Source organism: Streptomyces sp. NBC_00483 (assembly GCF_036013745.1).
Lineage (GTDB): Bacteria > Actinomycetota > Actinomycetes > Streptomycetales > Streptomycetaceae > Streptomyces.
The window spans coordinates 5,526,530-5,541,106 of the sequence record NZ_CP107880.1; the positions used below are offsets into that span (position 1 = coordinate 5,526,530).

Below are 14,577 nucleotides of genomic sequence, written 5' to 3' on the forward strand. Positions count from 1 at the left end.
CGTAGGGACAGATTCCGGATCGTCGATATTCCCGAACGAGAGGCATGGCGCGTGACGCTCAAGGTGACCGAGTCAGGGCAGGGCGACTGGGCCGTCGTGTGCGTGTCCGGCGAAATGGACCTGGTGACGTCCCCGGCGCTGCGCCAGCAGGTGCACGAAGCGGTGGCGGAAGGCCGCCGCAGCGTCGTGCTCGACCTCTCCGACGTGCTGTTCTGTGATTCGAGCGGCGTCGGTGTGCTGATCGCGGCACGCCGCCTGATGCGCTCCTGCCAGGGCCGCCTGCGCCTGATCCTGCCGGCCCAGGGCGCGGTCGACGGCTCCCACGTGAACCGCGTGCTCGGCGCCCTCGGCGTCCGCCGCCTCTTCGACGTCTACCCGGACGTCGCCTCTGCGGTGGACGAGGACGCGGCACCGATGTCGGCGTAACGGCTTGTACCGGGTAACGGCTTGTACCGGATTTTCACCGGCCTTGACACAAACACCGCAGTTCGGGGCGTGCGCGCCCGGCGCCGTCGTACGCTCCGATGCGTAGCACCCAACGACGCGAGAGGCGGCCCATGAGCATGGACGAGCGGAGGATCGCGGCCCGGTTCGCCGGCTTCGACCAGGACGGCAACGGATACATCGACCGCGAGGACTTCTACGTCGCCGCGAAGGCGCTGCTCGCCGAGTTCGGTGTGGCGGCCCGCTCCGAGCGGGGGCAGGCGCTGTTCGCCGGGGCCGAGGCGTTCTGGCAGGGCATGGCCGGGATCGCGGACGTCGACGGGGACCAGCGGGTGACCCGCGAGGAGTTCGTGACCGGGGCCGTGAAGCGGTTGCGGGACAATCCGGACCGGTTTGCCGAGATCGCCAGGCCGTTCTTGCGCTGGGCCCTCGCGGTGGCCGGTGCGGAGGCCTCCGGGGGCGGGGTCGATGTGGATACCGCGGTGCGGGTGCTCGGCGTGCTCGGGGTGGAGGCGGATGTGGCGCGGGCGGCGGCGGCCGCGTTGGACGCGGATGCCTCCGGCCGGATCTCGGAGGATGCGGCGGTCCGGGCGTTCGCTCGGTACTTCACCGTTCCGGAATAGCGGCACCGGCGTTGCGGTCTCGGGGCTCTGCCCCGGACCCCGCGCCTCAATCGCCGGCGGGGCTTGATTGGCCCCGGACCCCGCGGGCTCTCGTCCCAGAACGGGGCTTGAATGGGCTCAATCGCCGCTGGGAGTGGTTCCGAAGCGCTCGCGCAGTTTGTACTTCAGGACCTTGCGGAGCGTTTCGTTGCGTGGGAGTGCCTCCAGGACCTCCAGCTGTTCCGGCAGTTTGAACGTGGACAGGCCCTGTTCGCGGAGGTACGTGGTGAGTTCGGGCAGGGTCAACTCGGTCTGCCCCGCGCGTAGTTCGAGAACAGCGCATACGCGCTCCCCGCGTTCCGTGTCGGGCAGGCCGATCACCGCCGCGTCCTGGACCGCGGGGTGTTCGTGCAGCAGGTCCTCGATCTCCTTCGCGGAGATGTTCTCGCCCTTGCGGATGATGACGTCCTTGGCGCGGCCGGTGAGGACCAGGTGGCCCGCGGGCAGCAGGTGTCCCAGGTCGCCGGTGATCAGGAAGCCGTCCTCGTCGAAGGCGTCCGTGGTCTGGTGCGGGTCCAGGTAGCCCTGGCAGACGGCCTCGCCGTGCAGGCGTACGTCGCCGTCGACGCCGGGCGGCACCTGCTTGCCGTCGGCGTCGACGACGCGGATCTCCATGCCCTCCGGCGGCCGGCCCTCCGTCGTCGCCAGCATCTCGGCGGTGTCGTCGGGCGCGCCCATCGTGATCATCGGCACCTCGGTCATGCCGTATCCGTGGGTGAGTTGGACGTCCATCTCGCGGACGACCGAGTGGTAGACCTCCGGCGGTTTCGGCGCCCCGCCGCCCGCCAGCAGGCGCAGCGTGGGGATCAGCTTCTCGTCCGGCTGCTTGCGCTGTTCGGTCAGGAACATCGAGTAGAAGGCCGTCGAGCCGCCCGCCACCGTGACGCCGTGCCGCCGGTACTCCGCCAGCGAGTCCGGCATCGCGAAGTGCTCGAACATCACCGCAGGGAAGCCGTACAGGAGCAGCATCACGGTGTAGTCGGGGCCCGCTATGTGCGCGAACGGGAACGCCATCGAGCCGACGTCGGACGACGACAGGTGCAGGGCGTGGGCGAGGCAGGAGCCGCCCGCGATGAGGGAACGGTCCGTGTGCAGCACGCCCTTGGGGTCGGACGTCGTGCCCGACGTCCAGTAGATCCAGCGGACGTCCGTGCCGGAGGCGGGCGGCGGGGGCAGTACGGACGGGTCGCCCTCCGGCAGGTTCTCGTACGCCTCGAAGATGCCGCGCGCGCCGAGCCGCCGCGCCATGTCGGTGTGGTCGAAGCCGCGCCACACGCCGGGTGTCGCGAAGAAGTCGGCCTTCGACTCCCGTAGCGCGAAGCCGACTTCGCGGTCCCGGTAGAAGGGGATGACCGGCGACTGCACCGCCCCGATGCGGGCGAGTGCGAAGGAGAGCAGCGCCGTCTCGATGCGGGTGGGGAGCTGCCAGGCGACCACCGTGCCGGGGCGGATGCCCAGGTCGTAGAGGCCCGCCGCCACGCGCTCACAGCGGTCGCGCAATTCGCCGAAGGTCAGGGTGCGTTCGCCCTGGAGCAGCACCGGGCGGTCGGGGGTGAGTTCGGCGCGGCGCTCGACCAGCTCCCAGAGCGTGCGGGAGGCGCCCAGGGCGTGTGCGGTGTCGGTCATCTCCAGAACCCCTTCACGGCCGGTGCCGTCACCTGACGGGTTGTCAGATCTGGCTGAGAGCGTAAGTCCGCGCTCCTTGTCGGTCCAGAGGTGCGGGGCTAGCCTGCTTTCTGACGGGTCATCAGATACGGCGAGGGGCTGAACACTCATGACGGAACTGCCGCGCATCGTCAGCGTCGACGACCATGTGATCGAACCGCCTCATCTCTTCGAGACCTGGCTGCCGGCCAAGTACCGGGACAAGGGGCCGAAGCCGCTGACCGAGGGAATCGGCGAACTCGCCTACGTGGCGGGCAAGTACCGGATCACGATGGATCCGGCGGGACCGCCCACGGACTGGTGGATCTACGAGGACCTCAAGTTCCCGTACAAGCGCAACATCGCGGCCGTCGGCTTCGACCGCGACGACATGACCCTGGAGGGGATCACGCGGGCCGAGATGCGCCGCGGGTGCTGGGACCCCAAGGCCCGCCTCGCCGACATGGACCTCAACCACGTCGAGGCCAGTCTCTGCTTCCCGACCTTCCCCCGCTTCTGCGGGCAGACGTTCGCGGAGGCGCACGACAAGGAGGTCGCGCTCGCCTGCGTGCGCGCCTACAACGACTGGATGGTCGAGGAGTGGTGCGGGGACAGCGGCGGCCGGCTGATCCCGCTGTGCATCATCCCGCTGTGGGACATCGAGCTCGCCGTCGCGGAGATCCGGCGCAATGCCGCGCGCGGCGTCAAGGCCGTGACGTTCTCCGAGATCCCGACCCACCTGGGCCTGCCGTCCATCCACTCCGGCTACTGGGACCCGTTCTTCGCGGTGTGCGAGGAGACCGGCACCGTCGTGAACATGCACATCGGGTCCTCGTCCCAGATGCCGGCCGCGTCCCCGGACGCGCCGCCCGCCGTCCAGGCCTCGCTCAGCTTCAACAACGCGATGGCCTCGATGATGGACTTCCTGTTCAGCGGCGTCCTCGTGAAGTTCCCGCGGCTCAAGCTCGCGTACAGCGAGGGGCAGATGGGCTGGATCCCGTACGCCCTGGAGCGCGCCGACGACGTGTGGGAGGAGCACCGCGCGTGGGGCGGCGTCCGGGACCTGATCCCCGAGCCCCCGTCCACGTACTACTACCGGCAGATCTTCTGCTGCTTCTTCCGTGACAAGCACGGGGTGGCGTCCATCGACACCGTCGGCCGGGACAACGCGACGTTCGAGACGGACTATCCGCACGTCGACTCGACCTTCCCGAACACCAAGGAGGTCGCGCTCGACCACGTGAAGGGCCTCGACGACGAGACGATCTACAAGCTGATGCGCGGCAACGCCATCCGCATGCTCGATCTGGACCTCGACAAGGACCGCAAGTAGGGCGTCCGCCATGGACCTCACGTACACGGACGAAGAAGAGGGGTTCCGGGCGCGGCTTCGGGAGTGGCTGGGCGGCGTGCTGCCCACGCTGCCCCCGAAGCCGTCGCCCGACGACTGGCCGGGCAGACGCGCGTACGACATGGGCTGGCAGCGGCGCCTGTACGACGCCGGGTACGGGGAGGTGCACTGGGACGCCTCGCCCACGAAGAGGCTCATCTTCCTGGAGGAGACGGAAAAGGCGGGCGCACCCTACGTAGGCGCGAATTTCGTCGGGCTGCTGCACGCGGGGCCGACCATCGCCGCCGAGGGCAGCCCCGGTCAGCGGGACCGGTGGCTCGCGCCGATCCTGCGCGGGGACGAGGTGTGGTGCCAGGGGTTCAGCGAACCGGACGCCGGATCCGACCTCGCGGCGCTGCGTACGAAGGCCCGGCGCGAGGGCGACGAGTACGTGATCAGCGGCTCGAAGATCTGGACCTCGCACGCGGAGGTCGCCGACTGGTGCGAACTCCTGGTCCGCACCGACCCGTCGGCGCCCAAGCATCGCGGCATCTCCTGGCTCGCCATGCCGATGGACGCGCCCGGCATCACGGTGCGGCCGCTGCGCACGCTCGCCGGGTCGACCGAGTTCGCCGAGATGTTCCTCGACGACGTGCGGGTGCCGGTCGGCAACCGGGTCGGCGAGGAGAACGACGGCTGGCGCGTGACCATGGTGACCCTGTCCTTCGAGCGCGGCACCGCGTTCGTCGGCGAGGTCGTCGCCTGCCGCCGGGTGCTCGGCGAGCTCGCCGCCCATGCGAAGAAGACCGGCCGCTGGGACGACGCCGTGCTCCGCCGCGAACTCGGGCTGCTGTCGGCCGAGTTCGGCGCCCTGTGGCGGCTCACGCAGTGGAACGTGAGCGAGGCACAGGCGACCGGCGGCGTGCCGGGCGTGGGCGGCTCGGTCTTCAAGCTGCGCTACTCGCACGCCCGGCAGCGGCTGTACGAGGCCGCTGCCCGGGTCCTCGGTGGTGCGGGCGCCCTCGACACCGACCAGGAGTGGACGCTCGACCGGCTCTCCTCGCTGTCGTACACGATCGCCGCCGGCACCTCGCAGATCCAGCGGAACATCGTCGCCGAGCGGATCCTCGGGCTGCCCAGGTCTTCAAAGGGGGGACGGTAGGCGTGCATTTCCAACTGACCGAGGAACAGCGGGCGTTGCGCGAGGGCACACGGGAACTCCTCGCCGGGCGGTTCGGGCGCGACGCGCTGCGGGCCGCGGTGGACGCCGACACCCCGGCCGTCGACCGGGGGCTGTGGCGCGAGCTCGGCGAGGCCGGGCTGTTTTCGCTGTGCCTGCCGGAGTCGGAGGGCGGGGTGGGGCTCGGCCTGCCCGACGCCGTCGTGGTGTTCGAGGAAGTGGGGCGAGCCCTTGTGCCGGGCCCGCTGGTGGCCACCTTCCTCGCGGCGGGCGAGGTGCCGGGCGCCGCGGCCGGCGAGGCGGTGGTGACCACGCCGTACGGGTCCCTGCTGCCGTGGCGGGACGACGCGAACGTGGTGCGCGGCGACGCCTCCAGGGCCCGCCCGATCGCCTCGGCGGACCCGCTCACCCCCCTGCACGCGCTCCCCGGGCCCGCCCCCGTCCCCCTCGAAGCGACCCTCCTGTACGCCGCCGAACAGCTCGGATCGGCCGGCCGGACGCTCGACATGGCGGTCCAACACGCCCGGGAGCGTGAGCAGTTCGGATCACCGATCGGCTCGTTCCAGGCGGTGAAACACCTGTGCGCCGAGATGCTCGTACGGGTCGAGGTGGCCCGCGCCGCCGTGTACGCGGCGGCCGTCACCGCCGATCCGGTCGAGGTCGCGGCGGCCGAACTGCTCGCCGACGAGGCCGCCGTGCAGGGCGCCAGGGACTGCCTCCAGGTGCACGGCGGCATGGGCTTCACCTGGGAGGCCGACGTGCACCTGCATCTGAAGCGGGCGTGGGTGCGGGCCGAGTTGGGCGGCAGCGCGAGGGACGCGGAGGAGACGCTCGCGGCCGCGCTCTGACCTACGTAAGGAGGCGGCCGCGCGTCCGGAAAGCGAACGCGCGGCTGCCTGAGCGGAGGGCCTGAGCAAGGGTGCACGCACAGTGACCGTGCGTGGTTATCGGGTTGTGTCCTGCGGGAGGCTCGTCACGGCACGGAGTCGGCGTTCCGCTCCGGTACCTTGTGGCAGATGCGAGTGGTGCTGAACCCGAGCGACGGCGCCGGTGTTGTCTCCGAGGCAACTCCGGGCCCCACGATGTGCGCCGCTCGCAGCGCGTGGCGGGGTTTTGCGCCCGCCTGTTCGACCCCCGGCAAGACGCGTCGCACAGTATGCCGCACGCGTACTCCTTCGCGCTGGAATATGCCCGAAGCGCTTGTTGGGGTGACTGAACGTCAACCATGCTGTGCTCCAAGGGGTTCACGTTCCGTGATCCCTCTCACTGGACAGCACGGTAAGTGGCGCGAGGCAGTACTCCAGCGGTCCCGCCGGATTCGGATGGTGTGAGCGGTGCAGGTGCTTCAGGTTCAACTGGAGGTCGGGGCCGACCCCGCAGAGGTGGGGCGGGCCCGCAGGTGGGCGCGTTCGCGTCTCGCCGGTTCGGGCATAGAGGCCGATGAGTCCTTGGCGGAGACGCTGATTCTGATCGTCTCCGAGCTGGTCACCAACGCCGTGGTGCACACGGGGCATCCAGCCGTGCTGCGCATGGCGTTGCCCAGTGGTGTCCCGGAGGCGTGCCTCGGCACCGTTCGCGTGGAGGTCGCCGACACCTGCGAGCAGCCGCCGACGCCTCGGCACGCGGACGGCGAGGAGACGAACGGGCGGGGGCTCGAACTCGTCGACGGGCTCGCGGACCGCTGGGGCTGGCGCCCCGAGGGGACGGGCAAGGCCATCTGGTGTGAGATCGACCAGTGCGCGGTCGCGACGGCCGGTGCTTTCCAGGGTGTGGCGTTCGAAGCGGTGTGAGCGCGCACGAAGCGGCGCGGGCCCCGTGGGGGAGCCCGCGCCGCTTTCCGTGTCCGGTGGGACCGTCAGAACACCGCCACGGGAGCCACCGGCGTCCCCGTCCCGCCCTTGAAGGGTTCCGGCATCGCCGACAGCAGGAACGAATAACGCCGAACTTCTCCACAGGCTGTGGACAAAGATTCGAGATTCCAGTTCTGGCCCTGCAGCATCCCCATCTCGACCAGGTCGAGCGCATGCACGGGCAGCCACAGGTTCTCGATCTCCGGCGGGAAGATCTCGAAGGTCAGGGTGTCGTTGGCGACGGCCGCCACGTTCCGCGCGTGGAACCACTCGGGCGTACGCACCGAAAGGCCCGGCGACGGATAGCCGTAGCCGTGCTTGTCGCCCGCGAGATACACCTGGATCTGCCCGGTCCGTACGAGCACGATGTCGCCGGCCCGGACCGTCACCCGCCCGAACTCGGCCGCCTCGTCCAGGTCCTCGGGCGTGACCGCGTGGTCCCCGGGCAGCCGGTCGAGGCCCTTCGCCGCCGCCACGTCGAGCAGGACGCCGCGCGAGACGATGTACGGCGCCTTGTCGATACCGCTGAACTCGGCGCCGTGGTGTGCCGTGATGGTGTCGGCGGGGCGGCCGTTGTAGAGCTTGCCCGAGTGCGAGACGTGCGTGAGGGCGTCCCAGTGGGTCGCCGCCTGAAGGCCCATCGTCACCGCGTCGTCGCTGGTGGCGACGGTCTCCGGGCCGAAGATCTCCTGGTTGATCTGCACCATCGTGTGGAACGGGTTGATGCGGCCGGGGATCAGGCCCGACTGCACGCCGTCCTCCTTGAGAGGCAGCGCGAGGGGGACGCGGCGGCCCGTGCGGACCTCGGTGGCGGCCTCGCGCACGACCTCGTCGGTGACGAGATTCAGGGTGCCGATCTCGTCGGCCTCCCCCCAACGCCCCCAGTTGTTCACGCGTTTGGCGATGTCGTGGAACTCGGCGGGCAGGGGCATCGGGTCCTCCCGGGTCTTGTGTTCCGGTATCTGACGGGTCGTAGAATCCGACCGGAGTTGAAATCTAACGGGTCGTCAGAAACCGCGGGAAGGGGCCGGGCATGGGGAACTTCTTGGCAGGCAAGGTCGTCGCCGTCACGGGAGCGGGGCGAGGCATCGGCAGGGCGGTGGCGCTCGCGTGCGCCGCCGAGGGCGCCAAGGTCGTCGTCAACGACTACGGGGTGTCCATAGAAGGCGGCGAGCCCACGTCGGACGTGGCGCTGGGCGTCGTCAAGGAGATCGAGGCGGCGGGCGGCAGCGCCGTGGCCGTGGCCGACGACGTGTCGACGATGGCCGGTGGTCAGCGCATCGTGGACACGGCCGTGAACGAGTACGGGCGGATCGACGGAGTGGTGTGCGTCGCCGGGATCCTGCGCGAGCGGATGCTGTTCAACATGGCCGAGGAGGAGTGGGACCCGGTCGTCCAGACCCACCTCAAGGGCACCTTCACCGTCTTCCGTGCCGCGTCCGCCGTCATGCGCAAGCAGAAGACCGGCACGCTCATCGGCTTCACCAGCGGCAACCATCAGGGCTCCGTGGCGCAGGCCAACTACGCCTCGGCCAAGGGCGGCATCATCTCCCTCGTACGGAGCGCGGCGCTCGGGCTCAACAAGTACGGCGTGACCGCGAATGCCGTCGCGCCCGTGGCCCGTACGCGGATGTCGGCGAACGTGCCGATGACGCTGAAGGAGATCGGGGAGCCGGAGGACGTCGCGGCGTTCGTCGTCTATCTGCTCAGCGAGCGGGCCCGCGAGGAGAAGATCACCGGGCAGGTGTACACGGTGGCCGGGCCGAAGATCGCCGTGTGGGCGCAGCCGCGCGAGCTGCGCGCCGGGTACGCGGAGGGCGGGTCCTGGACGCCGGAGAAGATCGCGGACTTTCTGCCGGGGACGGTCGGCACCGACCCCATGCCGCTCCTTGAACAGCTGCAGGAGATGGCCCGGGCGGCGGCCGCCAAGGAACGACCCAACCAGTAACGGGGGTGGCGGGGCGTGGAGTTCGGGTTCGACAAGACGGACGAGGCCTTCAGGGGCGAGGTCCGGGAGTGGCTCGAGAAACATCTGGACGAGCGGTTCACGGCCGCCGTGGGGCGCGGCGGCCCGGGCAGTGAGCACGAGGGCGGCGCCGAACGGCGCGCCTGGGAACAGGAGTTGGGCACGGGCGGCTGGATCGGCATCGGCTGGGGCCGGGAGGGCTTCGGCAACCGTGTCGCCACGCTGACCCAGCAGGTCGTCTGGGCGGAGGAGTACGCGCGCGTACGGGCGCCGGGCCGCTACGGCCACATCGGCGAGAACCTCCTGGCCCCCACCCTGCTCGCGTACGGCACCGAGGAGCAGCAGCGCCGCTTCCTGCCCGGCATCGCCCGCGGCGAGGACCTCTGGTGCCAGGGCTACAGCGAGCCGGGGGCGGGCTCCGACCTGGCGTCGCTGCGTACGTCGGCGAGCCGGGGGAGCGACGGCCGCTGGCGGGTGACCGGCCAGAAGGTGTGGACGTCGCTCGCGCACGAGGCCGACTGGTGCTTCGTCCTCGCCCGCACCGACCCGGACGCGCGCCGCCACAAGGGCATCTCCTTCCTCCTGGTCCCCATGGACCAGCCGGACCACATCGACGTACGGCCGATCCGGCAGCTCACCGGGACGAGCGAGTTCAACGAGGTGTTCTTCGACGGCGCCGTCGCCGAGGAGGTCGTCGGCGGCGAGGGCGACGGGTGGAAGGTCGCCATGGGGCTGCTCGCCTTCGAGCGCGGCGTGTCGACGCTGGCCCAGCAGGTCGGATTCGCCGAGGAGCTGCGGGCGGTCGTGGCGGCCGCCGTCGAGTCCGGGGCGGACCGCGACCCGCTCGTACGCGCCCAGCTCGTACGCCTGTGGGCCGAGCTGCGGACCATGCGGTGGAACGCGCTGCGCACCCTCGGCGGCGCGCCCGACGCCGGTGCGCCGAGCGTCGCCAAGCTGCTGTGGGGCGGCTGGCACCAGCGGCTCGGGGAGCTGGCCCTGCGGGTGCGGGGCGCGGCGGCGTCCGTCGGCCCCACGGACTGGACACCCGACGCACCCTACGAACTCGACGAACAGCAACGGCTGTTCCTCTTCACCCGCGCCGACACGATCTACGGCGGCTCGGACGAGATCCAGCGCACCATCATCGCCGAGCGCGTGCTCGGCCTGCCCAGGGAGGCCACGTGAGGGGTGTTGTGTTCGACGGCCAACAGGCCGTCGTCGTAGACGACTTGGAGATACGGGATCCGGGACCGGGGGAGGTGCTCGTCGGCGTCGCCGCCGCGGGTCTGTGCCACAGCGACCTGTCGGTGATCGACGGGACGATCCCGTTCCCGCGCCCGGTGGTCCTCGGGCACGAGGGCGCGGGCGTGGTGGAGGCGGTGGGCGCGGGTGTGACCCATGTGGTGCCCGGTGACCATGTGTCGCTGTCCACGCTCGCCAACTGCGGGGCCTGCGCGGAGTGCGACCGGGGCCGGCCGACGATGTGCCGCAAGGCGATCGGCATGCCGCAGAAGCCGTTCGAGCGGGGCGGCAAGAAGCTCTTCCAGTTCGCCTCGAACTCGGCGTTCGCCGAGCGGACCGTGGTGAAGGCCGTCCAGGCGGTGAAGATCCCGAAGGAGATCCCGCTGACGTCGGCGGCTCTGATCGGCTGCGGTGTGCTGACGGGTGTCGGAGCCGTGCTGAACCGGGCGAAGGTCGACCGCGGCGACTCGGTGGTCGTGATCGGCACGGGCGGCGTGGGCCTCAACGTCCTCCAGGGGGCCCGTGTCGCGGGTGCGCTGAGGATCGTCGCGGTCGACACGAATCCCGACAAGGAGGAGGTGGCGCGGCAGTTCGGCGCGACCGACTTCGTCGCCGACGTGGGGGCGGTGCGGGAGTTGCTGCCGGACGGCGCCGACCATGTCTTCGAGTGCGTGGGCCGGGTCGAGCTGATCCGCGCCGCGATCGACCTCCTCGACCGGCACGGCCAGGCCGTGATCCTCGGCATGCCGGCGGCGAAGGCGGAGGCGAGTTTCGTGCCCGCCGAACTGTTCCTCGACAAGTCGATCCTCGGCTGCCGCTACGGCTCCTCGCGCCCGCAGCGCGACATCAAGCTGTACGCGGACCTGTACGCGGAGGGCCGGCTGCTGCTCGACGAGCTGGTGACACGGACGTACCCGGTGGAGGACTTCGGGAAGGCGGTCGAGGACGCGGAGGCGGGCAGGGTGGCGCGCGGGGTCCTGACCTTCTGACACGGCGGCGGGGTGTGGTGGTCCGGGGGCGCCGCACCCCTTGGCGGGCCCGGGCCGCCGCACCCCTTCCAATCTGACACCCCGTCAGCTTCAATGGATTTCATGATGGGACACGCAGGATGATGGGACATGCAGGGATGGCGGCCACCGTCGTCCGCTACCTCAGGTCGGTCGGCGCTCCCACTGCGGAGTCACCGGTGGAGACGCTGCCGCGCCCGGATCTCCGGGCCGTCGGTGACGACGAGCGCGCACCCGTCGATCCGGCCGAATTCCGGCGTGTCATGGGCGAGTTCGCCAGCGGCGTGACCGTGGTGACGGCGGTCGAGCCGGACGCGGGCCCCGCCGGCTTCGCCTGCCAGTCCTTCGCGTCCCTGTCCCTCGACCCGCCGCTGGTCGCGTTCATGGTGGCGCGCACCTCGACGACCTGGCCGCGGATCGCCCGGGCGGGGTCGTTCTGCGTGAACGTACTGGGCGCGGACCAGGGCGAGTTGTGCCGGGGCTTCGCGGTCAGCGGGGCGGACAAGTTCGCCGGTGTCGCGTACGACGAGGCGCCGGTGTCCGGCGCGCCGCGGCTCGACGGCGCGGCCGCGTGGATCGACTGCGCGATCCACGCGGTGCACACGGGTGGGGACCACTTGATCGTGGTGGGGCGGGTGGCGGCGCTGGGCTCAGAGGGCGGCGGCGCGGAACCCCTGGTCTTCCACCGGGGGTCCTTCGCGGCGCTACGCGACTGACGCGGCTGACGGGTCGGGGGTGGCCGGAGCGGTGTCCGCGCGGCCCCGCCGGATGATCAGCGACATCAGCGCCGCCGCCGCGCACAGCGCGCCCGAGGCGTACCAGACCACGTCGTACGAGCCGAAGACATCCCGCGCCACTCCACCCAGGAAGGCCACGACCGCGGCCCCCACCTGGTGCGAGGCGAGCACCCAGCCGAACACGATCGCGCTGTCCTCGCCGTAGTGCTCGCGGCACAACGCGATCGTCGGCGGCACCGTGGCGACCCAGTCCAGACCGTAGAAGACGATGAAGAACAGCATCGGCGGCCTGACCTCGGGCGCGAGCAGCATCGGCAGGAACAGCAGCGAGATCCCGCGCAGCGCGTAGTACACGGCGAGCAGCCGGCGCGCCTCGATCCGGTCGGTGAACCAGCCCGAGGCGACCGTCCCGACGACGTCGAAGACACCGATGACCGCGAGCAGCGAGGCGGCCGTGGTGATGGGCATGTGGTGGTCGTGGGCCGCGGGCACGAAGTGCGTCTTGACCAGGCCGTTCGTCGAGGCGCCGCAGATCGCGAAGGTCCCGGCGAGCAGCCAGAAGGGCCCGGTGCGGGCGGCCTTCACGAGGACGGACACGGCCCGCTTCCCCGCTCCCCGGACGGGCGCGGGCTTCGGCACGAACTCCTTTGCTCCGTACGGCTCCACACCGGCGTCGGCGGGGTGGTCGCGCAGCAGCAGCCACACCAGTGGGACCACGGCGAGCGCCGACAGCGCCACGGTCACGGCGGCGGGCCGCCAGCCGTGCCGGTCGACGATCCAGGACAGCAGCGGCAGGAAGACCAGCTGCCCGGAGGCCCCGGCCGCGGTCAGCACGCCGGTGACAAGCCCGCGCCGCGCGACGAACCAGCGGTTGGTGACGGTCGCGGCGAAGGCGAGCGCCATCGACCCGCTCCCGAGCCCCACCAACACACCCCAGTACATGACCAGTTGCCACGCAGCGGTCATCCATACGGTGAGCAGCGACCCGACGGAGATGACGGTCAGCGCGACCGCCACCACCTTCCGTATCCCGTACCGGTCCATGAGCGCGGCGGCGAACGGGGCCGTGACCCCGTACAGCGCGAGATTCACGGACACGGCGAATCCGATGGTGCCGCGCGACCAGCCGAACCCCGTGTCGGGATCGTGCAGCGGCTCGATGAGCAGCCCGGGCAGGGAGGCGAAGGCGGCGGCGCCGACGATGGTCACGAAGGTCACGGCGGCTACGGCCCAGGCACGGTGGGGCCGGCGACGTCTCTGCCGGGCGCCGTCCTGAGCCTTCGGTGGTGTCTGCGTCTCGGTCACCCGAAAAGCTTCGGCGATCCCCGCACCCGGAACGAGTGGCCCGAATGCCATCATTCGCTAGGATCGGGCCATGGGACCCACGCGAGGCACCGGACGTACCCGACGGACCCGACGGCACACCCCGCACCGCATCGCGGTGCTCGCGCTCGACGGCCTCATCCCCTTCGAGTTCGGCATCCCCCAGCGCATCTTCGGCCGCGCCCGTGACGCCACGGGAGCGCGCCTGTACGAGGTGGTGACCTGCGCGGTCCGCGAGCCGGGGAGGGTGCAGACCGACGCCGACTATGCGATCCACGTGGAGCACGGCCCGGATGCCCTTGCCACCGCGGACACGGTCATCGTCCCGGCCTCGTACGAGATGGGTCCCGTCTACGAAGAGGGCCGTCTCACACCGGAGTTGGAGGCGGCGCTGGCGTGGATCCGCCCCGGGACCCGCATGGTCTCGATCTGCACCGGCAGCTACGTTCTCGCCGCGGCGGGCCTGCTCGACGGCCGGCCCGCCACCACGCACTGGGCGGACGCCGACCACTTCCAGCGCCTCTTCCCGCACATCAAGGTCGACCCCAACGTGCTGTTCATCGACGACGGCGACGTGCTCTCGTCGGCGGGCGTCGCCGCGGGCATCGACCTGTGCCTGCACCTCGTACGGCGCGACCACGGTGCCGCAGTCGCCAACGACGTGGCCCGCCGCACCGTCGTACCGCCGCACCGGGACGGCGGCCAGGCCCAGTACATCGAACGCCCGCTCCCTGAGCCCCAGTTGGCGTCCACCGCGCGCGCCCGCGCGTGGGCCCTCGACCACCTCCACGAGCCGCTCCAGCTCCGCGACCTGGCCGACCGCGAATCCCTTTCCGTACGCACCTTCACCCGCCGCTTCCGGGAGGAGGTGGGCGTCAGCCCCGGCCAGTGGCTCACCGGCCAGCGCGTGGAACGCGCCCGCCACCTCCTGGAGACCTCCGGCCTCTCCATCGACGAGGTGGCCCGCCGCTCGGGCTTCGGCACGGCCCAGTCCATGCGCCAGCACCTGCATTCCACACTGGGGGTCACGCCCACGGCGTATCGGAGGACGTTCCGGGCGGGGAGTGTGGGGAGCGAGAGTGTGGCGTGAGGGGCGCGTGAGGCCCGCAGAACGTGGACTGTGACGTGAATCTTCGGATCTGTCGAAGATCCACGTCACAGTACGGAGTACGGGTCCGGAGCCCGGAGCACG

Annotated in this window: 14 protein-coding genes; 11 read left to right on the plus strand and 3 right to left on the minus strand. The window is 70.9% G+C overall.

What is annotated here, in order from left to right:
* Positions 1-51: 51 nt before the first annotated feature.
* Positions 52-426 (plus strand): STAS domain-containing protein, encoded by a 375-nt coding sequence (locus OHA73_RS24770; protein ID WP_266712718.1) that lies wholly within the window; start codon positions 52-54, stop codon positions 424-426.
* A gap of 137 nt (positions 427-563) precedes the next feature.
* Positions 564-1,067, plus strand: coding sequence for an EF-hand domain-containing protein (locus tag OHA73_RS24775; protein WP_323179674.1), 504 nt, complete (start codon positions 564-566; stop codon positions 1,065-1,067).
* Between the two features lie 117 nt (positions 1,068-1,184).
* Here the strand turns inward: OHA73_RS24775 and OHA73_RS24780 are convergent, their stop codons facing one another.
* Complete coding sequence (locus OHA73_RS24780) at positions 1,185-2,732, minus strand: class I adenylate-forming enzyme family protein (protein ID WP_327656152.1); 1,548 nt, start codon at positions 2,730-2,732, stop codon at positions 1,185-1,187.
* Between the two features lie 148 nt (positions 2,733-2,880).
* Between OHA73_RS24780 and OHA73_RS24785 the strand changes: the two genes are divergently transcribed.
* The 4 genes from OHA73_RS24785 (at position 2,881) to OHA73_RS24800 (ending at position 7,050) form a co-directional block, all read left to right on the plus strand.
* The gene (locus OHA73_RS24785) at positions 2,881-4,083 is read left to right on the plus strand and encodes an amidohydrolase family protein (RefSeq protein WP_266712724.1); all 1,203 of its coding nucleotides are present in this window, start codon (positions 2,881-2,883) and stop codon (positions 4,081-4,083) included.
* 10 nt (positions 4,084-4,093) lie between these two features.
* Positions 4,094-5,242 carry an acyl-CoA dehydrogenase family protein gene (locus OHA73_RS24790; protein ID WP_327656153.1) on the plus strand — a complete coding sequence of 383 codons (1,149 nt, stop codon included), beginning with the start codon at positions 4,094-4,096 and terminating at the stop codon, positions 5,240-5,242.
* A 2-nt stretch (positions 5,243-5,244) separates the two neighbouring features.
* Positions 5,245-6,108, plus strand: coding sequence for an acyl-CoA dehydrogenase family protein (locus OHA73_RS24795; protein WP_266712728.1), 864 nt, complete (start codon positions 5,245-5,247; stop codon positions 6,106-6,108).
* Between the two features lie 486 nt (positions 6,109-6,594).
* The gene (locus OHA73_RS24800; RefSeq protein ID WP_266712730.1) at positions 6,595-7,050 is read left to right on the plus strand and encodes an ATP-binding protein; all 456 of its coding nucleotides are present in this window, start codon (positions 6,595-6,597) and stop codon (positions 7,048-7,050) included.
* A gap of 65 nt (positions 7,051-7,115) precedes the next feature.
* Here OHA73_RS24800 and OHA73_RS24805 read toward each other — a convergent pair whose 3' ends face one another.
* Positions 7,116-8,042, minus strand: a complete 927-nt coding sequence (locus OHA73_RS24805; protein WP_327656154.1) for a cyclase family protein — start codon at positions 8,040-8,042, stop codon at positions 7,116-7,118.
* Positions 8,043-8,143: 101 nt separating this feature from the next.
* On the opposite strand from OHA73_RS24805, the gene OHA73_RS24810 reads away from it, so the two are divergent.
* The 4 genes from OHA73_RS24810 (at position 8,144) to OHA73_RS24825 (ending at position 12,041) form a co-directional block, all read left to right on the plus strand.
* Positions 8,144-9,058 (plus strand): SDR family oxidoreductase, encoded by a 915-nt coding sequence (locus OHA73_RS24810; protein WP_266712734.1) that lies wholly within the window; start codon positions 8,144-8,146, stop codon positions 9,056-9,058.
* Between the two features lie 15 nt (positions 9,059-9,073).
* Complete coding sequence (locus OHA73_RS24815; protein WP_327656155.1) at positions 9,074-10,261, plus strand: acyl-CoA dehydrogenase family protein; 1,188 nt, start codon at positions 9,074-9,076, stop codon at positions 10,259-10,261.
* Positions 10,258-11,307, plus strand: coding sequence for a Zn-dependent alcohol dehydrogenase (locus OHA73_RS24820; protein ID WP_327656156.1), 1,050 nt, complete (start codon positions 10,258-10,260; stop codon positions 11,305-11,307). Before OHA73_RS24815 ends, OHA73_RS24820 begins: the two co-directional genes overlap by 4 nt.
* 119 nt (positions 11,308-11,426) lie before the next feature.
* The gene (locus OHA73_RS24825; protein ID WP_327656157.1) at positions 11,427-12,041 is read left to right on the plus strand and encodes a flavin reductase family protein; all 615 of its coding nucleotides are present in this window, start codon (positions 11,427-11,429) and stop codon (positions 12,039-12,041) included.
* On the opposite strand, the gene OHA73_RS24830 is transcribed toward OHA73_RS24825, so the two are convergent.
* Complete coding sequence (locus tag OHA73_RS24830) at positions 12,030-13,418, minus strand: MFS transporter (protein WP_327656158.1); 1,389 nt, start codon at positions 13,416-13,418, stop codon at positions 12,030-12,032. The genes OHA73_RS24825 and OHA73_RS24830 overlap by 12 nt on opposite strands.
* A 19-nt stretch (positions 13,419-13,437) precedes the next feature.
* Between OHA73_RS24830 and OHA73_RS24835 the strand changes: the two genes are divergently transcribed.
* Positions 13,438-14,475, plus strand: a complete 1,038-nt coding sequence (locus OHA73_RS24835) for a GlxA family transcriptional regulator (RefSeq protein ID WP_327656159.1) — start codon at positions 13,438-13,440, stop codon at positions 14,473-14,475.
* Positions 14,476-14,577 lie beyond the last annotated feature (102 nt).

Bases quoted from the DNA above. Each gene is read 5' to 3' on its own strand.
- OHA73_RS24775 (WP_323179674.1), top strand. From the start codon at position 564: ATGGACGAGCGGAGGATCGCGGCCCGGTTCGCCGGCTTCGACCAGGAC.
- OHA73_RS24780 (WP_327656152.1), bottom strand. From the start codon at position 2,732: ATGACCGACACCGCACACGCCCTGGGCGCCTCCCGCACGCTCTGGGAG.
- OHA73_RS24785 (WP_266712724.1), top strand. From the start codon at position 2,881: ATGACGGAACTGCCGCGCATCGTCAGCGTCGACGACCATGTGATCGAA.
- OHA73_RS24790 (WP_327656153.1), top strand. From the start codon at position 4,094: ATGGACCTCACGTACACGGACGAAGAAGAGGGGTTCCGGGCGCGGCTT.
- OHA73_RS24805 (WP_327656154.1), bottom strand. From the start codon at position 8,042: ATGCCCCTGCCCGCCGAGTTCCACGACATCGCCAAACGCGTGAACAAC.
- OHA73_RS24810 (WP_266712734.1), top strand. From the start codon at position 8,144: ATGGGGAACTTCTTGGCAGGCAAGGTCGTCGCCGTCACGGGAGCGGGG.
- OHA73_RS24825 (WP_327656157.1), top strand. From the start codon at position 11,427: ATGATGGGACATGCAGGGATGGCGGCCACCGTCGTCCGCTACCTCAGG.
- OHA73_RS24830 (WP_327656158.1), bottom strand. From the start codon at position 13,418: ATGGCATTCGGGCCACTCGTTCCGGGTGCGGGGATCGCCGAAGCTTTT.
- OHA73_RS24835 (WP_327656159.1), top strand. From the start codon at position 13,438: ATGGGACCCACGCGAGGCACCGGACGTACCCGACGGACCCGACGGCAC.